We start from the raw sequence: 20,845 nt of genomic DNA, 5'->3' as shown, positions 1-20,845 counted from the left end.
AGACAATAAAAATATTTCACATGAGTAAATTAGCAGAAATTAAAACCAAGCAAAATTCAGCCAGTGTAGCTGATTTCATTGATAGTATCCCTGATGAGCAAAAGCGTAAAGACAGCCAGGTTATACTTAAATTGATGGAAAAAGCTATGAAGGAGAAGCCGAAAATGTGGGGCAGTTCAATGATCGGTTTTGGAAATGTAAGATATAAAAGTCCGGCTTCCGGCAGAGAAGTAGATTGGTTCAAAATTGGTTTTTCCCCTCGCAAAACTAATTTATCATTAAACCTGATCGATCTGCAGCGACACGCTGATGCGTTGAAAAAATTAGGTAAACATAAGGCCGGTATGGGTTGTCTTTATATCAATAAACTGGAGGATATTGATATAAAAATTCTTGAAAAAATAATTGCTGCAGCAGCGAAATAAAAGTGAAATACATCATTGCTGTCATCTAAATTCTCATTCCATTTGCTTCTAACTTGGGTACACATCCAGTTTATTTATCTGATCTTTATAATCAGAAGGAAAAAGGATGTTTTTAAGCAACCAGTCCATCTTCATCAGTCTGCTGATCTTATATACCGGCACTACTGGTGTAAGCAAAGAAAAATCACTAAACTGCAATAACTCTTTTACTCTATCAGGGACCACTAATTTTTGACCTTCAATCAATACCTTGAACCGCATTGCACCCAAATGCTTTTTATATTGTTTAAAAAGATCGGCGGTGTATTTACTCTTTTGCAGGTCTGCTATTAGATGTGCGTTTCTTACTGGCAGCCATTCAATATATGTAAGTGGTAGTTCCTTTAACCCCATTCTTGCACCAACACGATTGAACACATTGTGTACTTCTTCCTTTTCCTTATCGCTTAATTTTTTTTCAAGTAGTTCATATGATGCAATGGAATAATGTATCAGCATAAACAATACATCACGGTAAGCCCAATCAGGTATGGTAGCTCCACGGCTTTGTTCTACGGCGGTATGTATTTGCCGCATAATGTCAATTGCTTTATTGGCTTCATCCATTGGTGAAAAAACAATCTTTCTTGCATAGCTCACTGTGGAGAATAAACGAGCTAATGGGTCAGCAGGTAACTTGCCTGTAAAGTAAAGCCAGTCTACGGCTTTATTAAGCGCAAATTCAGCAGATGCACCTGCAAAAATAAAAAGTACGGTGTCGCTTTTACCCCATATTTTTCTAACAATCGAATTTTCTTCAACAAAGAATTGCATAAGATCAAATTATCTTCTATTAAGTTACATAACTATGCGTTCATCCTTCTTATTCTAAATTATAAACCCATCACCATAAGTTCGATCTTATTGAACAATTCGCCTACACCTAACGCTGCCCAAATAATAAAGAGGCCCAATGCGATTTTTAGGAGTCCTATCTTAGGAATTGAGAATCCGGCTATTTTTCTGAGAATCGTATTTACCGGAAGGAAATAAACGAGAGAAAGCAGAGCCAGGAAAATTCCAAAATAGAAGTCATTACCCCAAAACATATTCACTACTCCGATTGCTAAAACAACTACACCAAATAGAAAATTGATTGTATTACCAGCAATTGATGTGTTACTCATTTTTACTTCCGATGTTGTATTCATGGTTATTCGGTTTTCGTGCTATAAAAAGTACTTTGTACTGCAAAGTAAGTATAAACTTTTCATACCATCAAATGAAATCCTGGATAATTCTTGTCAACAGCAAAGCTCCCTTAGGAATTACACCATTTCATATATTCGGAGATTAACTATCTGCTCAAAACATTCTCATTTACATCCTGGTTTCATAAGTTTACAAGATTCGTCATATTATAACCTTTGGTGCTATTTTTGCTTTTCTGTGCATAAGCAACTACAAGCTAACGTTTAATGAAAAAAATACTAAAAATCACCGGCATTAGCCTTCTTGTTCTCATTGCATTAGCTTTTCTTATTCCTGTAATATTTAAAAAACAAATACAGGCATTGGTAAAAAAGGAGATCAATAAAAGCCTGAATGCAAAAATTGACTTTTCTGATGTAAGCCTCTCCCTGATCCGTCATTTTCCAAAAGTGGCAATTGTTATTGAGGATCTAAGTATTGTTGGCTTGAATGAGTTTTCTGCCGACACATTAATTTCTGCAAAAAAAGTTAATGCAACTGCTGGCTTGTTCAATGTCCTGAAGGGAAAGGATATTAAAATATCAGATGTTTCTGTTAAATCGCCTCGAATACATGCACTGGTAAATAAACAAGGGAAAATGAACTGGGATATTGCTAAAGAAAGTACTGACACTACCAGCAATACTGATACATCAGCATCCGCCTTTAAAATGACGTTGAAGAAATATGAGATTGATAATGGTTATTTATTATACCGGGATGAGGTTGCAAATACATTTTCAGAAATAACCCAGTTTGATCATAAGGGTCGCGGTGACTTTACAGCAGATGTATTTACACTTTCTACAATTACAAATGCAGGCTCAGCAAGTTTTTCACAAGATGGTATCCCCTACCTCCTGAATACAAAAACGGATATTGAAACCGATATTAAAATTGATAATAATACCAACACCTACACTTTTAAATCAGATGATATTTTATTAAACAATTTAAAATTATCCGTCGATGGGTTTATCCAAATTATGAATGACAGCACATATAATATGGATTTTACATTTAAATCTCCATCAACTGATTTCAAGGATATCTTATCCATGGTTCCTGCCATATACACGGAAGATTTTTCAACTATCAAAACAAGTGGCAAAGCTATCTTCAATGGTTTTATAAAAGGTATCTACTCGCCGCAACAAATGCCGGCCTATGATATAAATCTTGAAGTAACAGATGGATCTTTTCAATATCCTGATTTGCCCAAGCCGGTAAAAAATATTCAGCTGTCATTAAAAGCAAGCAATGTGGATGGTCAGCCCGATAATGCCATTGTCGATATTTCAAAAGGTCACCTGGAAATGGATAAGGAACCTTTTGATTTTCGTTTCATTTATAAAAACCCGGAAACGACACAATTGATCGATGCTGCTGCAAAAGGAAAACTGGATCTATCACAGTTATCAAAATTTATCAAACTGGAAGATGGAACAAAGCTCGCAGGCCTTGTATGGGCAGATGCTTTTGTTAAAGGCCCGTTGAAAGCCTTGCAACAACAAGAAGGAGCTTTCACCGCCGGTGGTTTTTTTGATATTAAAAATCTTTTTTATTCAGACAAAAACTTTCCGCAACCTATTAAAAATGGAAATATAAAGGCCACTTTAGAAAACAGTGGTGGTATTGCTGATAAAACAGTAATTAATATTTCAAGCGGACATATTGAAGTTGGCAACGATCCGCTTGACTTTTCATTGCTACTTCGCAATCCTGTCTCTTCAGTGGATTTTTCAGGAAATGCAAAAGGCAGATTTACCTTAGATAATATTAAACAATTTACAGAGTTAGAACCCGGCACCAGCATCAGTGGTATATTAAATGCGGACCTTGGTTTTGCAGGAAATAAAAGAGCCATAGATCAAAAACAATATGATAAAATTTTATTGAATGGTACCGCCGGTCTTACTAATGTAAAGTATAAATCCAGCGAATATCCTACGGGAATTAATATTGCCGGGACACAGTTGCAGTTCAATCAAAAAAATGTAACGCTTAGTAACCTGAATGGAAATTATCTCGGTACAAATTTTACAGCAACCGGAGTTTTAAATAACCTTGTTGGGTATGCTATGCAGGAACAGCCATTAACAGGTAGTCTGAATGTAAGTGCAGACAAAATGAACCTGAACGACTGGATGGGAACAGCTGATTCTGCTACTACAACCACTACCAGTACTTCAAGTGAACCTTTTTTAGTACCTGCTGATATAAACTTAACCATTAAAGCCAATGCAGGAAAAGTAAAATATGATAAGGTTGATTATGATAATGTGAATGGCATACTGGTAATGAATGACGAGAAGATCACTTTACAAAATGTAAAGATGGATGTACTGGACGGAAATGCAATTATAAACGGTTCCTATTCTACCAAACTGAATAAAAAAGAACCGGATATTGGTTTGAGTTATGATATAAAAGATATGGATGTTCAAAAAGCATTCTTATCATACAATACGATACAGGCATTAATGCCAATTGGAAAATTCCTCGCAGGCAAACTCAGTTCACAACTTTCTTTAACCGGTAATCTTAACGGTAATATGATGCCGGATCTCAGCAGCCTGAGTGGTAAAGGAAATTTATTATTACTCCAGGGAGTATTGAAAAAATTTGCTCCGCTCGAAAAACTCGCTACTGTTTTACAGATAGACCGGCTTAAATCTATTAGTGTAAAAGATATAAAAAATTATATTGAGTTTGCTAACGGAAAAGTCCTGGTAAAACCATTTACTATAAAAATTGATGACATAGAAATGGTAATTGGCGGCTTTCATGGTTTTGATCAGTCTATTGATTATAGTATACAAATGAAATTACCCAGGAGTGTGTTGGGAGCAGAAGGAAATAAACTTATCAATAAGCTTGTTACACAGGCAGTCAGTAAAGGAATACCAATCAAACCCAGTGAAACAATTAATTTAAATATTAAAATGACCGGTAGTATTACCGATCCTTCCGTTGGCGTTAACCTGAAAGAAGTAGCAGGTGATGCAATTAAAGATTTGGAGAACCAGGTCAAAGATTTTGCACAGGCTAAACTGGACAGTGCCAAACAAAAAGTGAAAGACTCATTAGAGGCCGTAAAAGAAATAGCAAAAGAAAAAATAAAAGACAAGATAAAAGAACAAATTTTTGGAAGAGATACTATTACATCAACCAATAATCAAGCAGACACATTACCGAAAAAACCGGGTCAGCCAATTAAAAATATATTAAAAGATATTTTGAATAGAAAGAAGAAACCGGCTGTTGATACAGTTAAAAAAGTTAAAGATTCAATTGGCAACAGGTAGTGAAATTTAGGCAAAGCTTCATTTATACAAAACCTGGCAGTTATTACAGAAAAAAGTTCTGCGGTTTGTTTTTCCCATGTATTCTTTAATTATAGGCAAATTGCAACGATGACAGGTCTTTTTCGTATGGGCCAGCCAGTGCTTTTTTAAATCATACGCTTTCTTCCATTTCAAAAAATCAAAACTATAATTGCAAGCTTCTTTCACAAGCGCAGTTATTTTAATTGTCGGAATTTTTCCAATCTTGCTTTTTGGATGAACTTTTATACGGTATAAAACTTCATTCTTAATAATATTTCCGACACCGGCAAAAATAGATTGAGCCAGTAGTGCGTCACAAACTAATGTTGATGGAATTTCTTTCAATTTCTTTTTAGCTTTAGCTGGACTCCACTTTTCATTCATTACATCGGCTGTCCAATCATATACATTATTAAGGTCTTCTTCAATTAATTTTACTGAACATGCATAAAAATTTAGCTCTCCTTGTGAAAATTTTAAATGAAGACGCGGTGGTGCCGGCTTGGTTTCGTTAATCCGGTAACTTCCATAAAGCATAAAATGAATACGAATTACCTGGATATCAAAGCAAATAAGAAAGTGCTTGCCCCAGCTTTTAAAGTCCTTTATTTTTTTTCCTTCTGCCCAACTTACATCGACCTTAGTGTTGCCACTTACTTTTACAACCTTCTTGCTTTTGAAAGATTTCACCAACTCTTTAAGTATTACAATGGAAGGGCCTTCCGGCATATGAAAATTTTTGAATGAGAAACAAAATTTGAACCATATAATATTGGCTCCGGTTTTGCATTCAAAAAATAAAACAGTTATGAACTGGCATATTGGCTGTTCGGGCTTTTATTATAAAGAATGGAAAAACCTTTTCTACCCAATAGGTTTAGTGCAAAAAAATTGGTTTGAGTTTTATAGCAGTAAGTTTGATACCGTGGAGTTAAACGTCACATTCTACCGTTTTCCCCAAATTTCTTTTCTTCAGAACTGGTACAATAAAAGCCCCGAACATTTTTTATTTGCGGTAAAAGTTCCCCGTTTGATTACACACAATAAAAAATTTGTTGATACAAGGGATCTTTTAAAGTCTTTTTATGACACAATTAATAATGGCCTGAAGGAAAAATGCGGTCCGGTACTTTTTCAATTACCTCCAACTTTTATTTACTCAGAAGAAAAATTGCAACAGCTCATCCTGGCTCTGGACAATTCTTTCAAGAATGTTATTGAGTTCCGTCATATAAGCTGGTGGAATGAAAAAGTTTATTCAGCTTTCAGTAAACATAATATTTGCTTTTGTTCTATCAGCTATCCCAATTTACCCGATGATTTAATTACTACAACCGATTTTCTGTATTATCGCTTTCATGGCATTCCAAGACTTTATTATTCTACATATGACAAAAACACTCTTGATACTGTTGCTGATTCCATTTTTAAAGCAGCAATAAAAACTGCCTTTATTTATTTTAATAATACAGCAGAATTGGGCGCCATAGACAATGCTAACTATATTAAAAAACTATACCTGGATAAAACATAAGTCTTTGAATAATCAGAGTTTGGAATTGTGTATATCAACTCTGTTCATTAGACCTGATTCTCATTTCAAAATCTTGCCATTTAATCTTACATTTGCCGCCCCTAATTGTTCGGGACGTAGCGCAGCCCGGTAGCGCACTTGCATGGGGTGCAAGGGGTCGCTAGTTCGAATCTAGTCGTCCCGACATAATTTAAAAGACTCCTGATTTTTAGGGGTCTTTTTTATTTTTGTTTTCCTTGGTTTTCGGGATGTAGCCCCGCTCCAGCGGGGTACTTCGTTCGGGACGAAGGGGTCGCTGGTTCGAATCCAGTCATCCCAACATAATTTATAAGACTTTTGATTTCGATTTTTCCGCACTGAATTTCTTTTATCCCAAAAGAAATCATAATTTTTGCATTGCTAGATCACTGATTAAAAACCATTAAATAATTCCTGCTATGAGGTTCAAAAAAAATCTACTTATCAGCTATTGTTTGCTTTTAGGAATAGCTACCCAGGCACAGAAAGACTCTCTTGTATTAAAAAATGGAGATATAATTGTTGGCGAGATCAAATCGATGGACAAAGGAGTCCTGACTATTGAAACGGACTATTCAAAAAAAGACTTTACAGTTGAATGGGACGGAGTAAAAGAGATCTTTTCGAAAAGCCATTTCCTTGTCACTTTAAAAAATGGACAGAGAATTAACGGAACAGTTGAATCTGTTGAATCCGGAAAAAAAATCATCATTAATGGTGATGATGGGAGTAAAACAGAAACAACTCTCGAAGAAATGGTGTTCCTGAAAGGATTGAAATCAGATTTCTGGAGCCGGGCTCATGCCAGTCTTGACGTGGGATTAAGCTTTACTAAAGCAAATAACCTGAAGCAATACAATGTCAGGAGCAAATTTGGATACATGGCCGACAAATGGCAAATGGATCTATTTTACGATGATACCCGCTCAAGCCAGGATAGTGTGGCAGAGACCAAAAGAACCGAAGGAGGAATCGCCGGAAAATATTTTTTACAGAAAGATTGGTATTTAGCTGCCTCTGTGGATTTACTTTCCAATACTGAACAAGCTTTGGATCTGAGAACAACGGGAAAACTTGGAGCTGGTAAATACATTGTTCATACGAATAAGCAATATTGGGGGCTTGGCGCTGGTTTGTCTTTTAATAACGAGAGTTTTACCAATGCAACAGCAAGTAGGAGCAGTCTTGAAGGTTACTTTGGTTCAGAACTTAATCTTTTTGATATTGGAGATCTGAACCTGCTCAGCAATATCTGGGTTTATCCAAGTTTTACAGAAAATGGCAGGTGGCGTACTGATTTTATCTTTGATGCGAAATATGACCTGCCACATGACTTTTATATCAAGATAGGATATACATTAAACTATGATAACCGGCCCGCGGTTAAAGGAAAAGAAACGGACTATGTATTGGCGTTTTCAGTTGGTTGGGAATTATAATAGAAATATTGCTGCATAACAAGCAGTTTGATCAAGGCTATGTTTTCCAGGTTGCCAGTAGTTATTGCAATTCTTCTAATTTCTTCGAATCAAAAACAACCTTTATCTTCGCCCCTTAATGAAAATACTCATTAAGCAAGCTAAGATTGCTGATCCCTCCTCTCCCTTCAACGGACAAATAGCTGATATATTTATCGACCACGGAATCATCAAATCCATCAGCAAAAAAATTTCTGAGAAAGCAGATAAAGAAATAAGCATTGAAGGCTTATTCGTTTCCCCCGGATGGGTAGATGTGTTTGCCCATTTCAACGATCCGGGAAAAGAACATAAAGAAACATTGGAATCCGGTGCTGCAGCTGCCGCTGCCGGTGGATTTACGGATGTGATGGTTGTACCGAACACATATCCTGCACTGCATAACAAGTCCGGTATTGAATATATAGCACATAAAAGCAAGGAACTGATGGTCAATATTCATCCCATCGGCGCCATCACAAAAAATACAGAAGGAAAAGAACTGGCCGAAATGTATGATATGCATGCAAGTGGCGCTGTTGCTTTTAGTGACGGATTGAACCCAATGCAATCAGCAGGCACACTTTTAAAAGCATTGCTTTATGTAAAAGCTATTGATGCAGCCATCATACAGCTACCGGATGATGCGGGTATCAATCCGCAGGGACTGATGAATGAAGGAATCGTATCGACAAGATTGGGGTTACCCGGCAAACCAGCTATGGGTGAAGAACTGGTAATTGCAAGAGACCTGAAGCTTGCTAGATATACTGAATCAAAAATTCATTTCACCGGAGTTACTACAAAAAAATCACTAGAATATGTAAAGGAAGGCAAAGAAGGAGGAATAGATGTAAGCTGCTCTGTTACTCCTTATCATTTATTTTTCTGTGATGAGGATCTGAATGAGTACGACAGCAATCTGAAAGTAAATCCTCCTTTGCGGACACCGGCAGAAAGAGAAGCATTGCAAAAAGCAGTAATTGATGGAACCATTGATTGCATCGCTACCCATCATATGCCACATGAAAAAGACAGTAAGGTGGTGGAGTTTCAATACGCTGAAAATGGAATGATAGGATTGGAAACAGCTTATGCAGTTGTAAACACTGTAGTAGATGGATTAACACCAGAAAAAACGGTTGAATTGTTTTCTTTGAATGCAAGAAAAATATTCGGACTAAGCCCTGCAACTATCAACGAAAACGAAGCCGCATCACTCACACTTTTTATTCCGGATAAAAAATGGATATTTACAGAAGAAGATATTAAATCAAAATCAAAAAATTCACCGTTCATTGGAAAAGAATTGAAAGGCAAAGTGGTTGGCACAATAAATAAATCACATCTTACTTTAAATAAATTATAATGAGCACCCAAAAACCAATCACTCATTTTATTGCAGGCATTATTGTCGCTGCAATTCAGATAATCTATAGTCTTGCTCTCCTGTTTTCAGGGATTAAACAAGGTGGACCTACAGGCTGGATTGCATATTGTATATTAGTAATAAGCCTTGCAGTTTTTGTCAATATGTACGGTAAAGCCAACCACTACCAGTTGAGTTTTGGAAACTTGTTTGGATATGGATTTAAAGCAACTGCGATAGCAATGTTGATTGTTATTGGATTCACCCTGATACTTTTTACAGCAATGCCGGATTTGAAAGAGAAAATATTTGATGAGGCTCGTAAACAAATGGAAGAGCAAAATAAATTGAGTGATGAAGAGATCGATAAAGCCCTTAGCATAGCAAAGAAATTTTTTTATGTCTTTATGGTAGGTGGAATTTTACTGACATATGCTATTCTCGGAGCAATTGGTTCTCTGATCGGCGCCGCCATTACCAAAAAGAATCCTTATAACCCACTTGATCAACTCGACATGAAACAATAATGAACCTATCAATCGTCATACCACTTTTTAATGAAGCAGAATCCCTGCCTGAACTCAGTGCCTGGATTGAAAAAGTAATGGTTGATAATAATTACAGCTACGAAATTATTTTTATAGATGATGGAAGTAATGACGGCTCATGGGATGTAATTGAAAGCTTGCGCAGCAAAAATGAAAATATCCGTGGTATAAAATTTCAACGCAATTATGGTAAATCTGCCGCCTTGAATGAAGGATTCAAAGCAGCACAGGGCGATGTGGTAATAACTATGGATGCCGATCTGCAGGACAGTCCAGATGAAATACCCGGATTACGAAAGATGATCTTAGAGGGCGGATTTGATCTGGTGAGCGGCTGGAAGAAAGTAAGATATGATCATACCATCTCTAAAAATATTCCTTCTAAACTTTTTAATGCAGTTACAAGAAGAATGACAAAAATCAAACTGAATGATTTTAACTGCGGGCTGAAGGCATATAAAAATAAGGTTGTAAAAAGCATTGAAGTATATGGTGAAATGCACCGCTATATTCCTGTGTTGGCAAAATGGTCTGGCTTTAAAAAGATCGGAGAGAAAGTAGTAGAACATAGAAAAAGAAAATATGGCGTCACCAAATTCGGATGGGAACGTTTCATCAATGGCTTTTTGGACCTCGCTTCCATCATGTTCATCGGCAAATTCGGTAAGCGTCCCATGCACCTGTTTGGTTTATGGGGTTCATTCTTTTTTATCATTGGTATGGGTATCGCTATTTATCTGATCATTTCAAAAATTATAGACCCTTCCGGATTTGCATTGACAAACCGCCCGGGTTTTTATCTTTCATTGGCAACAATAATTATCGGTGTGCAATTATTCCTCGCTGGTTTTATCGGGGAGTTAATTTCAAGAAATTCTCCTGGCCGTAATTTTTATCTCATAGAAAAGAAACTGGGTATCTAATGCCGAAAGTCATCATCATAGGACCCGGTCATCCTTTGCGGGGTGGGTTAGCTACATTTAATCAACGGCTGGCAAAAGAATTTATTCAATCTGGTTATGATTGTTCCATTTTTTCATTCAGCCTGCAGTATCCATCTTTTTTATTTCCGGGTAAAACACAGTACAGCGATGAACCTGCACCTGAAGGTTTGACAATTCATTCCGCTATTAATTCAATCAATCCGCTGAATTGGGTCAAAGTCGGTGATCGTTTAAAAAATGAAAGACCTGATATTATTGTTGTCCGTTTTTGGTTGCCAGTTATGGGGCCTGCCCTGGGAACGATCTTAAGAAGGGTTAAAAAAAACAAGCATACAAAGATTGTATGCATTGCGGATAATGTTATCCCTCATGAAAAAAGATTTGGCGATAAGCCTTTCACAAAATATTTCCTGAAAAGCTGCGATGCTTTTATAACGATGAGTGAAAAAGTAATGAGTGATCTGCGCTTATTTGAAAAAGATAAACCGGCACAGCAGGTGCAGCATCCACTGTATGATAATTTTGGCGCTATTATTTCAAAAGAAGAAGCAAGAGGTAAGTTAGGAGTTGGGAGCCATGAGTTGGTAGTTCTGTTTTTTGGTTTTATCAGAAAGTATAAGGGACTTGATTTATTGCTGGAAGCAATGGCTGATGAAAGAATTAAAAAAGCCGGGATCAAATTGATGGTGGCTGGTGAGTTTTATGAAGATGCTAAACAATACGGTGAACTGATTGATAAACTTGGCATAAAAGATCAACTAATACTAAAAACAGATTTTATTCCGGACAGTGAAGTAAAATATTATCTCTGCTCCGCAGATGCAGTGATACAGCCTTACCGTAATGCTACACAAAGCGGCGTTACTCCCCTCGCCTATCATTTTGAAAAACCGATGGTGGTTACCAATGTCGGTGGCTTGCCTTCACTGGTTCCGGATGGAAAAGTTGGTGTTGTCGTTGAGCCAAACCCGCAGGCAATAGCAGGGGGCATTTTAAAATTCTATCAATTAGGAGAAGATTATTTTATTCCGCATCTTCGCAGCGAAAAACAAAAATATAGTTGGGCGAATTTAGTGAATGCTGTTACGAAGCTTGCTGAACGTGAAAAGTGAAAGGACAAAAGTGAAATGGTGAACGTGTAAATTTCGAAAAATCATTAACATGTTTATAAAACTAAATCACCAATCGCTTGATGTCTATAAGGTAGTGAGGGAGTTAACAACCGGGGTATATACCTTATCCGTTAAATTGCCTGCTGATGAAAAATTTAATATGATTCAGCAAATACGAAGAGCCGTATTATCAGTAAAGCTTAATCTTGCAGAAGGGTCATCAAGAAAATCAGTAACTGAAAGAAATAGATACCTTGAAATTGCAAGAGGATCACTGGTCGAGGTAGATGCGATATTAGAAACAGCTGTGGATTTAAAATATTTTTCATTGGATGAATTAAAGACTGCTGGCGAACTTTTAAATAAATGTTTTGCCATGCTGTCGAATATGATAAAACGAAACGGGTAAGCTTTTCACGTTTCCCTTTTCACCTTTCACGTAAACTATGATCTACCGAAGCAAAGCTCCCCTCAGAATTGGATTGGCCGGCGGCGGCACTGATGTAAGTCCTTATTGCGATTTATATGGTGGTGCAATTCTGAATGCGACCATCTCTTTATATGCACATGCGGCCATTGAACCATTGAATGAAAATAAAATCATACTGCAGGCAATGGACAGGAATGAATCGGAAGAATTCGACCTTGCAACTTCATTACCGATAAATGGAAAACTGGATCTGCTGAAAGGTGTTTATAACCGCATTCAAAAAGATTACAATGGAATAAAAACAGGTTTTCGGTTATCAACTTTTGTAGATGCACCGGCAGGTTCGGGCCTAGGTACATCATCTACTTTAGTTGTTTCCATCATTGGCGCTTTTGCAGAAATGCTTCGCCTGCCGATGGGTGAATATGATATGGCACATTATGCATATGATATTGAACGGAAAGACCTGGGGCTTGCAGGCGGAAGACAAGATCAATATGCGGCGACATTTGGTGGCGTTAACTTCATGGAGTTTTATAAAGATGATAAAGTAGTGGTGAACCCGCTACGCATCAAACAACAATATTTATTTGAGTTGGAAAATAATTTATTGCTTTACTATACAGCAACCAGCCGTGACTCCGGAAAAATAATTGAGCAGCAGTCAAAAAATGTTTCGGATAAAAAAGAAAAAAGCATTGAAGCCATGCACCAGCTCAAACAACAGGCACAGATGATGAAAGAAGCAATGCTGAAAGGAAAAATTCATGAGATTGGCGAGATTCTTGATTTTGGCTTTCAGCAAAAAAGAAAAATGGCTGAAGGAATTTCGAATTCACTGATGGATGAAATATATGATGAAGCAAAAAAATCAGGAGCAACAGGCGGAAAGATCTCCGGCGCCGGTGGCGGTGGATTTATGATATTTTATTGTCCTGGTACAACAAAATATCATGTGAGAAAAAGTTTGGAGAGGTTTGGTGGCCGACACAGAAGATATCAATTTGTGGAGCATGGACTCACGGCGTGGAGCATTTAAAGCAAGTGATTTAAAAATTCTACTATGGAAAAAATTAAAAATATCATTCAGGCATCGATCAATGTAAAAAGACTTGTATTGGATGATGATGAATTGATTCATGTGATTAATGAAACGGTTGAAGTGATCACCAATGCCTTTAAAAATGGCAAACATGTTTATTTCTGCGGCAACGGTGGCAGTGCTGCCGACGCACAGCATCTTGCAGCAGAATTCTCCGGTCGGTTTTATAAAGACAGAAAAGCATTGCCTGCTGAAGCATTGCATTGTAATACTTCCTATTTAACTGCAGTTGCTAACGATTACTCTTATGATGTTATTTACTCAAGATTGATCGATGGAATTGGCAAAGCCGGAGATATACTGATAGGTCTTTCCACTTCAGGCAACTCAGGCAATATTGTAAAAGCGTTTGAAACAGCAAAGAAGAAAGAGATCATTACAATAGGTATGACAGGATCAACCGGAGGTAAAATGAAAGAGCTAAGTGATTTCCTGATCAATATTCCTTCAACCGATACACCAAGGATACAGGAGAGCCATATACTGGTTGGTCATATCATCTGCGAACTTGTTGAAAAGAATTATTTTGGCTGATCGATTATAAAAGCATTAACGTTGACAGAAGTAAGACTCAATCAAAATGATTCTGCGAAAGCCCCCTTTAGGGGGTTTGGGGGTTTAAAGGAGTGTATCATATTAGCAGGTGGACTCGGCACAAGGCTGCGTGATACTGTTCCCGATCTGCCCAAATGCATGGCACCAGTTGCCGGAGAACCTTTTCTTACTTATGTTATCCGTTATCTTTTATCGCAGGGAATTGAAAAATTTATTTTCTCTCTTGGTTACAAACATGAGCTGATCGAAAATTTTTTACAGGAAAGATTTGCAACCATCAATTACCAGTCTGTAATTGAAGATGAACCGCTGGGCACTGGTGGCGCCATCAAACTTGCTCTGGAAAATGCAACAGAAGAAAATGTACTGGTGGTAAATGGCGATACGCTTTATAAAATAAATGCGGTAGACGCTTTTCATTTTCATAAACAACAAGAGGCTGAATGTACGCTGCTGCTTAAACCGATGAAGAGATTTGACCGCTATGGTGTGGTTGAACTGGAAAAGAATAATTCGGTAAAAAGCTTTCGAGAGAAAAAATATTATGATGAAGGACTGATCAATGGCGGCGTATATGTAATGAATGTTTCCAAATTCCTTGATTCAGAGTTTCCTGCTAAATTTTCATTCGAAAAAAATTATCTTGAAGCATTGTATAAAGAAAAAAAGATCTATGGCTATGTACAGGATGAATATTTTATTGATATTGGCATACCTGAAGATTATAACAGGGCACAAACCGAACTGGCCTACATTAAGCCGGATCTGAAAATGATCGATAATAACTGGACATTATTCCTCGACCGTGATGGCGTCATCAATCATGAAAAATTTGAAGAGTATATTCTGCATAAAGATGAATTCCGTTTTCTCGATGGCGTACTTGATGCGATGAAAATAGTAGCGCCGAAGTTCAAACATATTGTCATGGTCACCAACCAGCGTGGCGTTGGAAAAGGATTAATGACGGAGGATGATCTTGTAGGCATTCATGGTTATATGCAACCTGCTATTGAATCATCTGGCGGAAGGATCGATGATATTTACTACTGTACTTCTACTGAAAAAAATAATTTCAACCGGAAACCCAACCCGGGTATGGCCTTGCAGGCCAAAGCCGATTTCCCTGATATTGATCTATCAAAAAGCCTGATGGTAGGCAACAAACTCACTGATATGCTTTTTGGCCGTAATGCCGGTATGCATACCGTTTTCCTTGCTACTACCAACCCTGAAGTACACTTTCCCCACCCGGATATCGATTTTCGTTTCGATTCACTACTGGCATTTGCAAAAGCTTTGTGAATATTTTCTTTGAACCACATAGAACATAGGGCACAATAGGATTACACATAGAAATTTCTATGTGAACATCTCTGTTTTCTATGTCCTATGTGGTTCAATAATCGAAACATAAAATATTTACAACCATTCCTGCGTTTAAAGCATCAATGAATAGCCTAACTTTGAATCACTTTAAATTCATCCGGTGAAAAATAAACGCCCCTTGTTCTTCTCTCTTATGATCTTGATGCTGGTTTGTTCCGGCCCTCTTTTTGCCCAGCCGTCCATCTCCTCATCGGATAAAAAACAATTAATTCTCAAAGAAGATACGCTGAAATCACTTAGCCGTGATATTGTGCTGGACAGTAACACAGCCGGCCGCATGATTAGTGACAGCCAGTTTGTAAAAACACTGGTAAGAACATTGCTCATTAAAAATTCATTTTACTACCCGCTGGATTCGGTTATAGGCATAGCGAAACTATATGCACCCGATACCAGTTTCCGCATCATCACCTGGAATATCAGTTACAGCGATTACTATCATCGTCAGCGTGGCGTGATACAATTCAAACCAATAAACGGTGTTTCAAAATTTATTCCGTTGCGTGATTTTTCTGAGTTCACTACGGGTGCCGGTGATTCTGTCCGAAATAATCTTAACTGGATCGGCGCTGTTTATTATAATATGGTGAAAACACAATTTAAAGGCAAGAATTATTACACACTTTTTGGCATTGATTATAATGAACTACGCAGCAATAAAAAATGGATCGAGGTAATGACCTTTAATGAACGTAATGAACCTGTCTTCGGAGGCCCATATTTCAGTTTTGAAAAAGATAGTATTCCTAAACCACCAGCATTCCGTTACAGCATCGAGTATAAAAAAGATGCGTCTACATTGGTAAATTTTATTGCAGAAGAAAAAAAGATATTGGTTGATCATTTAATATCAGAAACAGACGAACCCGAACGCAAATGGACCTTTGTACCCGATGGGGATTATGAAGGATTCACCTGGGAAAATGGCCGCTGGGTACATATCGAAAAAGTTTTCACTTTTAAGCTTCAGGATGGGCAGGCGCCGGTCGGCGAACAACTCATGGACAACCGTGGAAATAAAAATGAAGAAAAGTTGCAGGAAAAATCGGAAAAGAATAAGAAGAAGAAAGACAATTAGAATTATGAATTGGTATAAACTTCGAAACATTCATTCATAACTCATCATTCATAATTCATAATTAAAAATCAATCATCCAACTTCAACACAGCCAAAAACGCTTCCTGCGGAACTTCTACCGTTCCTATCTGGCGCATACGTTTCTTACCTTCTTTCTGTTTTTCTAATAATTTACGTTTACGGCTTATATCACCACCATAACATTTTGCAGTTACATCTTTCCGCATCGCAGAAATAGTTTCTCTTGATATAACCTTTGCACCAATAGCAGCCTGTATCGCTATCTGGAACTGCTGGCGGGGAACCAGCTCTTTCAACTTTTCACAAAGCTTGCGCCCAAAATCCTGTGAACGTCCACGATGTATCAAAGCACTCAATGCATCCACCTTATCGCCATTCAAGAGAATATCCATTTTCACAATATCACTATCGCGGTAGCCAATAGGATGATAATCGAACGATGCATAACCACGGGTTTGCGATTTCAGTTTATCATAAAAATCAAAAACGATCTCGGTAAGTGGCATTTCAAATATCAACTCAACACGGGTTTGTGTCAGGTAACTTTGATTTACGAGAATACCACGTTTACCCAAACACAACGTCATGATGTTTCCTATATAATCAGGCTTGGTAATTATCTGCGCTTTAATAAAAGGTTCTTCTATCCGCTCTGTTCTTACAGGATCAGGAAACTCTGTCGGGTTATTTACAATTTTTTTATCGCCATTGGTCAATGTAGCAAAAAAACTTACGTTGGGCACCGTCGTAATTACGGTTTGATTAAACTCACGTTCCAAACGTTCCTGTATAATTTCCATATGCAGTAAACCAAGGAAGCCGCAACGGAAACCAAAGCCTAAAGCCTGCGATGTTTCTAATTCAAAAGTCAGCGAAGCATCATTCAGTTGCAGTTTATCCATACACTCACGGAGCTCAGCAAAATCGTCTGTATCCACCGGGAAGATGCCGGCAAAAACCATTGGCTTTACTTCCACAAAACCTTTTATCATTTCAGGATTAGGATTATTCGCCAGCGTCAGCGTATCTCCTACCCTTACTTCCTTTGCATTTTTAATACCGGTAATGATATATCCTACATCACCACAACCTACCTCCTGCCGCTCCGACATTTTTAGTTTTAAAATGCCCACTTCATCAGCTCCATATTCAAGGTCGGTAGAAACAAATTTTACTTTATCGCCTTTTTTAATTTTACCACTCATGATGCGGTAGTAAACAATGATACCGCGAAAACTATTGAACACACTGTCAAACACCAGTGCCTGCAGCGGCGCATTTTCATCACCCTGAGGCGCAGGAATTTTTTCTACTATCGCTTCCAGAATCTCAGGAACGCCCAATCCTGTTCTTGCACTGGCCAGTAAAATATCTTCTTTCTTACAGCCGATCAGTTCAATGATCTGGTCCTGTACTTCTTCCACCATGGCGCCATCCATATCAATCTTGTTGATGACAGGAATGATCTCAAGGTTATTATCAATAGCGAGATACAAATTAGAAATTGTTTGCGCCTGAATACCCTGCGATGCATCTACCAACAGCAGGCAACCTTCGCAGGCAGCAAGTGCACGGCTTACTTCATAACTAAAATCCACGTGGCCGGGAGTATCGATCAGGTTCAGAATATATTCCTGCCCGTTCTTATGCTGGTAATTGATCTGTATCGCATGGCTTTTAATGGTAATACCTTTTTCACGTTCCAGGTCCATATCATCCAGTACCTGGTCCATCATATCACGGTCGCTAATGGTGCCAGTGCTTTGTAATAACCTGTCAGCCAGGGTAGATTTGCCATGGTCAATATGTGCGATAATGCAGAAATTGCGGATATTCTTCATAAACTTTAAAGCCTCATTTTCAGGTGGGCAAAGGTAAAGGTTTTAGGTCGTTTAGAAGGCATTATGTTACCAGCATTTGAGCCCTGATTGAACGTCTGTTGCGACGCTCCGTTCAGGGGTTCGGTAATTCTATTTATCTTTCAATAAAGTGACATCTTAAATAATAAGTTATGAAAGAAATATTGGACAAATTTCCTTCAGGCCTTACCATATACTATTTTACTACTGCACTATTTTTTGCATTAATTGTTCGGTTCATTCTTTGCATTTTTAAAAGTTTAGCTCATTACAATGGAGAAACCATAAATGAGAACGATCAATTTGATAAGAAACTTATTGATGTAAGAAAAAAGTCTCGAATGTTTTACTTTAAAAAGTCTTTTTTAGGATTCAATGGGGAATATAAAATAGATGACTACTGGCTACCATATATCATTGGTTCCTTTGAATTAATTCTTTTTCCACTACTTTATGATAACGATCAAATGAAAATATTGGGAGGATGGCTCGCATTTAAGGCAATTGTAAATTGGGCAACTAGAAATTCTAGAACTGCTTATAATCGTTTCTTATTAGGAAATATGTTAGTACTACTTTTTTCATTTATTATGTATAAATGTTTTATCGTCTAAATTTTCGTTCTTGTTGGTAGTTCTCCGAAAGAAGCACGCCATCGTTGGTGTGAGGCCTGGGCAAGTGTTTAGCCCACCAACGGCAACCGATAAACAACAAAAATTCCAGCCTATCAGAGTCTTGATATGCCGGGCTCAGTCTATCAAAACCTTCAACTTAAAAAACTAGGTGAGACATCTCATCGTGTATTCCATTTGAACCATTTAATGCCAAGTGTGGTAAAAACAATTGTATAGCCAATGGTTACTAATAAAGATAAGGTTGTGTCCTGTGTCCATGTATGCGGGTCCATACTGGCAGAGAGTAATCTTTTCACTGCACCATATGGCGACCATCGCACCGCTTCTCCCAATTGGTGCCCCAGCATACCCAGCTCGCCAAACATACCGATCATGATAAAAACAAAATAGGTAAGACGTGTAACCGCATTGACCGTCTCCGGGTTTTTTATAAGCCCAACGATAGCCTGCCCCAATGCGAGATAAACTGTACCCCCGACAAATGCAGCGACAAAGCCCAATGCATAGCCGGCAGGGCTGAGACTTATTTTGTCGAAATAATATCCGGTTATAAATACAGCAGCGGTTACTGTTAATATCATTGCCAATTGCACCAGCAGGCGACTGAGCATAATAGACCAGGAAGGTATTGGGGCTACCCTTAAACGCTGAAACACTCCTTTATCACGGTCACGGGCAATCGCATTGGAATAACCCATCAGCCCGATCGCATTCAACCCGATCGTAATGGAATTGGAAAGCACAAAAGTTCCACCGAGTTTTTCTACCAGTCCTTTCCAGGAAATAAGTATTACAACCGGCACCAGTACTACAAGTATGACTGATCTTCTGTTGCGCCATTGCGTAGTAAAGTCGGCACGAAGCAGGGAAGAAAGTACAGTTGATATGGATGGTATAGTAGTTTGCATGTTTGTTTTTTTGTTATGAACGAATAGCTTTCCCGGTAAGACCGATAAATACATCTTCAAGTGTGATCTTTCCTTTACGTGAAGCGCTGATCACTTCCGGATCGTTGCGATGCTTTTCTATTAAAGAGGCAGGTGTATCAATGGTAATGATCTTTCCATGATCAATAATGGCGATACGATCACATACAGCTTCGGCTTCTTCCATTGAATGCGTCGTAAGCAGGACGCCATGATCTTTTTCCCGCAAGGCCTCCATACGTTCCCATAGCTGACGGCGTGATTGCGGATCAAGACCCGTAGTCGGTTCATCCAGCAATAGCAGCCGCGGTTCATGTATCATGGCTATCACCAGTGATACACGTTGCTGCTGTCCGCCGGAAAGTTGTCCGAAACGCTTTGAGCCTGCATCTTCCAATTTGATATTCGATAATATTGTCCGCAACTTTTCATCATTCATTTCCACAGCATGAATGCCCGCATATAATTTCAGGATTTCCATTACAGAAAGTTCGGGTTGAAAACTGGTGGCCTGTAATTGCACACCGAGATTGGCACGTACATGCAATGGCTTATCCTTAATACTGAAACCTGCTACGGTAATATTGCCCGACTGTGGTTTCAGCAATCCTTCTATGGCACTTAATGTACTGGTTTTACCTGCGCCATTTGGTCCGAGTAAACCAAATATCTCTCCTGGTTTTACATCAAAAGAAACTTTGCGTACCGCCTGGAAGCTGCCGTAAAAAATATCCAGCTCCTCTACTTGTAAAACTGATTTCTGAATTAGATTATCCATCCGAAAAAATTGATTAGACTGTTTGAACCAGGTTGTAAAATAAACAGGTGAGTAATAATAGCTGCAACTACACTTCCTGTTTTTAAAATTTAAGACCAACTAATGT

General features: G+C 38.1%; 19 protein-coding genes, 2 tRNA genes and 1 pseudogene. 16 read left to right on the top strand and 6 right to left on the bottom strand.

Going from position 1 to position 20,845, the window contains the following annotated elements; genetic code table 11:
- The first annotated feature begins 20 nt into the window (after positions 1-20).
- The gene (locus E6H07_19570; GenBank protein ID TMI61435.1) at positions 21-425 is read left to right on the top strand and encodes a DUF1801 domain-containing protein; all 405 of its coding nucleotides are present in this window, start codon (positions 21-23) and stop codon (positions 423-425) included.
- Positions 426-473: 48 nt separating this feature from the next.
- Here the strand turns inward: E6H07_19570 and E6H07_19565 are convergent, their stop codons facing one another.
- Both E6H07_19565 and E6H07_19560 read right to left on the bottom strand, forming a co-directional pair.
- The gene (locus E6H07_19565) at positions 474-1,238 is read right to left on the bottom strand and encodes a DUF2236 domain-containing protein (GenBank protein TMI61434.1); all 765 of its coding nucleotides are present in this window, start codon (positions 1,236-1,238) and stop codon (positions 474-476) included.
- Positions 1,239-1,297: 59 nt separating this feature from the next.
- On the bottom strand, positions 1,298-1,615 hold the full coding sequence (locus E6H07_19560) for a hypothetical protein (protein TMI61433.1): 318 nt from the start codon (positions 1,613-1,615) through the stop codon (positions 1,298-1,300).
- A 267-nt stretch (positions 1,616-1,882) separates the two neighbouring features.
- On the opposite strand from E6H07_19560, the gene E6H07_19555 reads away from it, so the two are divergent.
- Positions 1,883-4,963 carry a hypothetical protein gene (locus E6H07_19555; protein ID TMI61432.1) on the top strand — a complete coding sequence of 1,027 codons (3,081 nt, stop codon included), beginning with the start codon at positions 1,883-1,885 and terminating at the stop codon, positions 4,961-4,963.
- Positions 4,964-4,981: 18 nt separating this feature from the next.
- Here E6H07_19555 and E6H07_19550 read toward each other — a convergent pair whose 3' ends face one another.
- The gene (locus tag E6H07_19550; protein TMI61431.1) at positions 4,982-5,713 is read right to left on the bottom strand and encodes an endonuclease; all 732 of its coding nucleotides are present in this window, start codon (positions 5,711-5,713) and stop codon (positions 4,982-4,984) included.
- Positions 5,714-5,792: 79 nt separating this feature from the next.
- Here E6H07_19550 and E6H07_19545 point away from each other — a divergent pair, with 79 nt between their 5' ends.
- The 13 genes and pseudogenes from E6H07_19545 to E6H07_19485 all read left to right on the top strand — a co-directional run bounded on the left by E6H07_19545 (position 5,793) and on the right by E6H07_19485 (position 16,520).
- Entirely contained in the window at positions 5,793-6,518 is a 726-nt protein-coding gene (locus tag E6H07_19545) for a DUF72 domain-containing protein (GenBank protein ID TMI61430.1), read from the top strand.
- Positions 6,519-6,628: 110 nt separating this feature from the next.
- Positions 6,629-6,702, top strand: a tRNA-Pro gene (locus E6H07_19540).
- A 60-nt stretch (positions 6,703-6,762) separates the two neighbouring features.
- Positions 6,763-6,837 (top strand) — tRNA-Pro (locus E6H07_19535).
- A gap of 118 nt (positions 6,838-6,955) precedes the next feature.
- Positions 6,956-7,975: a DUF481 domain-containing protein gene (locus tag E6H07_19530; protein ID TMI61429.1), complete on the top strand. Its 1,020-nt coding sequence runs from the start codon at positions 6,956-6,958 to the stop codon at positions 7,973-7,975.
- A gap of 118 nt (positions 7,976-8,093) precedes the next feature.
- Complete coding sequence (locus E6H07_19525) at positions 8,094-9,362, top strand: dihydroorotase (protein ID TMI61428.1); 1,269 nt, start codon at positions 8,094-8,096, stop codon at positions 9,360-9,362.
- Positions 9,362-9,889, top strand: a complete 528-nt coding sequence (locus tag E6H07_19520) for a DUF4199 domain-containing protein (GenBank protein TMI61427.1) — start codon at positions 9,362-9,364, stop codon at positions 9,887-9,889. The genes E6H07_19525 and E6H07_19520 overlap by 1 nt, the downstream gene beginning before the upstream one ends.
- Positions 9,889-10,833 carry a glycosyltransferase family 2 protein gene (locus tag E6H07_19515; protein TMI61426.1) on the top strand — a complete coding sequence of 315 codons (945 nt, stop codon included), beginning with the start codon at positions 9,889-9,891 and terminating at the stop codon, positions 10,831-10,833. The genes E6H07_19520 and E6H07_19515 overlap by 1 nt, the downstream gene beginning before the upstream one ends.
- The gene (locus E6H07_19510) at positions 10,833-11,966 is read left to right on the top strand and encodes a glycosyltransferase (protein TMI61425.1); all 1,134 of its coding nucleotides are present in this window, start codon (positions 10,833-10,835) and stop codon (positions 11,964-11,966) included. The genes E6H07_19515 and E6H07_19510 overlap by 1 nt, the downstream gene beginning before the upstream one ends.
- Positions 11,967-12,015: 49 nt before the next feature.
- The gene (locus E6H07_19505; GenBank protein TMI61424.1) at positions 12,016-12,375 is read left to right on the top strand and encodes a four helix bundle protein; all 360 of its coding nucleotides are present in this window, start codon (positions 12,016-12,018) and stop codon (positions 12,373-12,375) included.
- Between the two features lie 37 nt (positions 12,376-12,412).
- Complete coding sequence (locus E6H07_19500; GenBank protein TMI61423.1) at positions 12,413-13,435, top strand: dehydrogenase; 1,023 nt, start codon at positions 12,413-12,415, stop codon at positions 13,433-13,435.
- 24 nt (positions 13,436-13,459) lie between these two features.
- The gene (locus E6H07_19495) at positions 13,460-14,032 is read left to right on the top strand and encodes a D-sedoheptulose 7-phosphate isomerase (protein ID TMI61422.1); all 573 of its coding nucleotides are present in this window, start codon (positions 13,460-13,462) and stop codon (positions 14,030-14,032) included.
- Between the two features lie 90 nt (positions 14,033-14,122).
- Positions 14,123-15,358: pseudogene (locus E6H07_19490) on the top strand (HAD-IIIA family hydrolase).
- A 184-nt stretch (positions 15,359-15,542) separates the two neighbouring features.
- Entirely contained in the window at positions 15,543-16,520 is a 978-nt protein-coding gene (locus tag E6H07_19485) for a hypothetical protein (protein ID TMI61421.1), read from the top strand.
- 68 nt (positions 16,521-16,588) lie between these two features.
- Here E6H07_19485 and lepA read toward each other — a convergent pair whose 3' ends face one another.
- Positions 16,589-18,382 (bottom strand): elongation factor 4, encoded by a 1,794-nt coding sequence (lepA, locus tag E6H07_19480; GenBank protein ID TMI61420.1) that lies wholly within the window; start codon positions 18,380-18,382, stop codon positions 16,589-16,591.
- Between the two features lie 170 nt (positions 18,383-18,552).
- Between lepA and E6H07_19475 the strand changes: the two genes are divergently transcribed.
- Positions 18,553-19,014: a hypothetical protein gene (locus tag E6H07_19475; protein ID TMI61419.1), complete on the top strand. Its 462-nt coding sequence runs from the start codon at positions 18,553-18,555 to the stop codon at positions 19,012-19,014.
- Between the two features lie 179 nt (positions 19,015-19,193).
- Here the strand turns inward: E6H07_19475 and E6H07_19470 are convergent, their stop codons facing one another.
- Complete coding sequence (locus E6H07_19470) at positions 19,194-19,997, bottom strand: ABC transporter permease (protein TMI61418.1); 804 nt, start codon at positions 19,995-19,997, stop codon at positions 19,194-19,196.
- Complete coding sequence (locus tag E6H07_19465; GenBank protein TMI61417.1) at positions 19,957-20,739, bottom strand: ABC transporter ATP-binding protein; 783 nt, start codon at positions 20,737-20,739, stop codon at positions 19,957-19,959. Before E6H07_19465 ends, E6H07_19470 begins: the two co-directional genes overlap by 41 nt.
- Between the last annotated feature and the right edge of the window lie 106 nt (positions 20,740-20,845).

This window comes from Bacteroidota bacterium (assembly GCA_005882315.1).
Taxonomy (GTDB): Bacteria; Bacteroidota; Bacteroidia; order Chitinophagales; family Chitinophagaceae; genus VBAR01.
The sequence above is the reverse complement of the archived record's forward strand: the minus strand, read 5'-3'. Positions and strand labels throughout refer to the sequence as shown.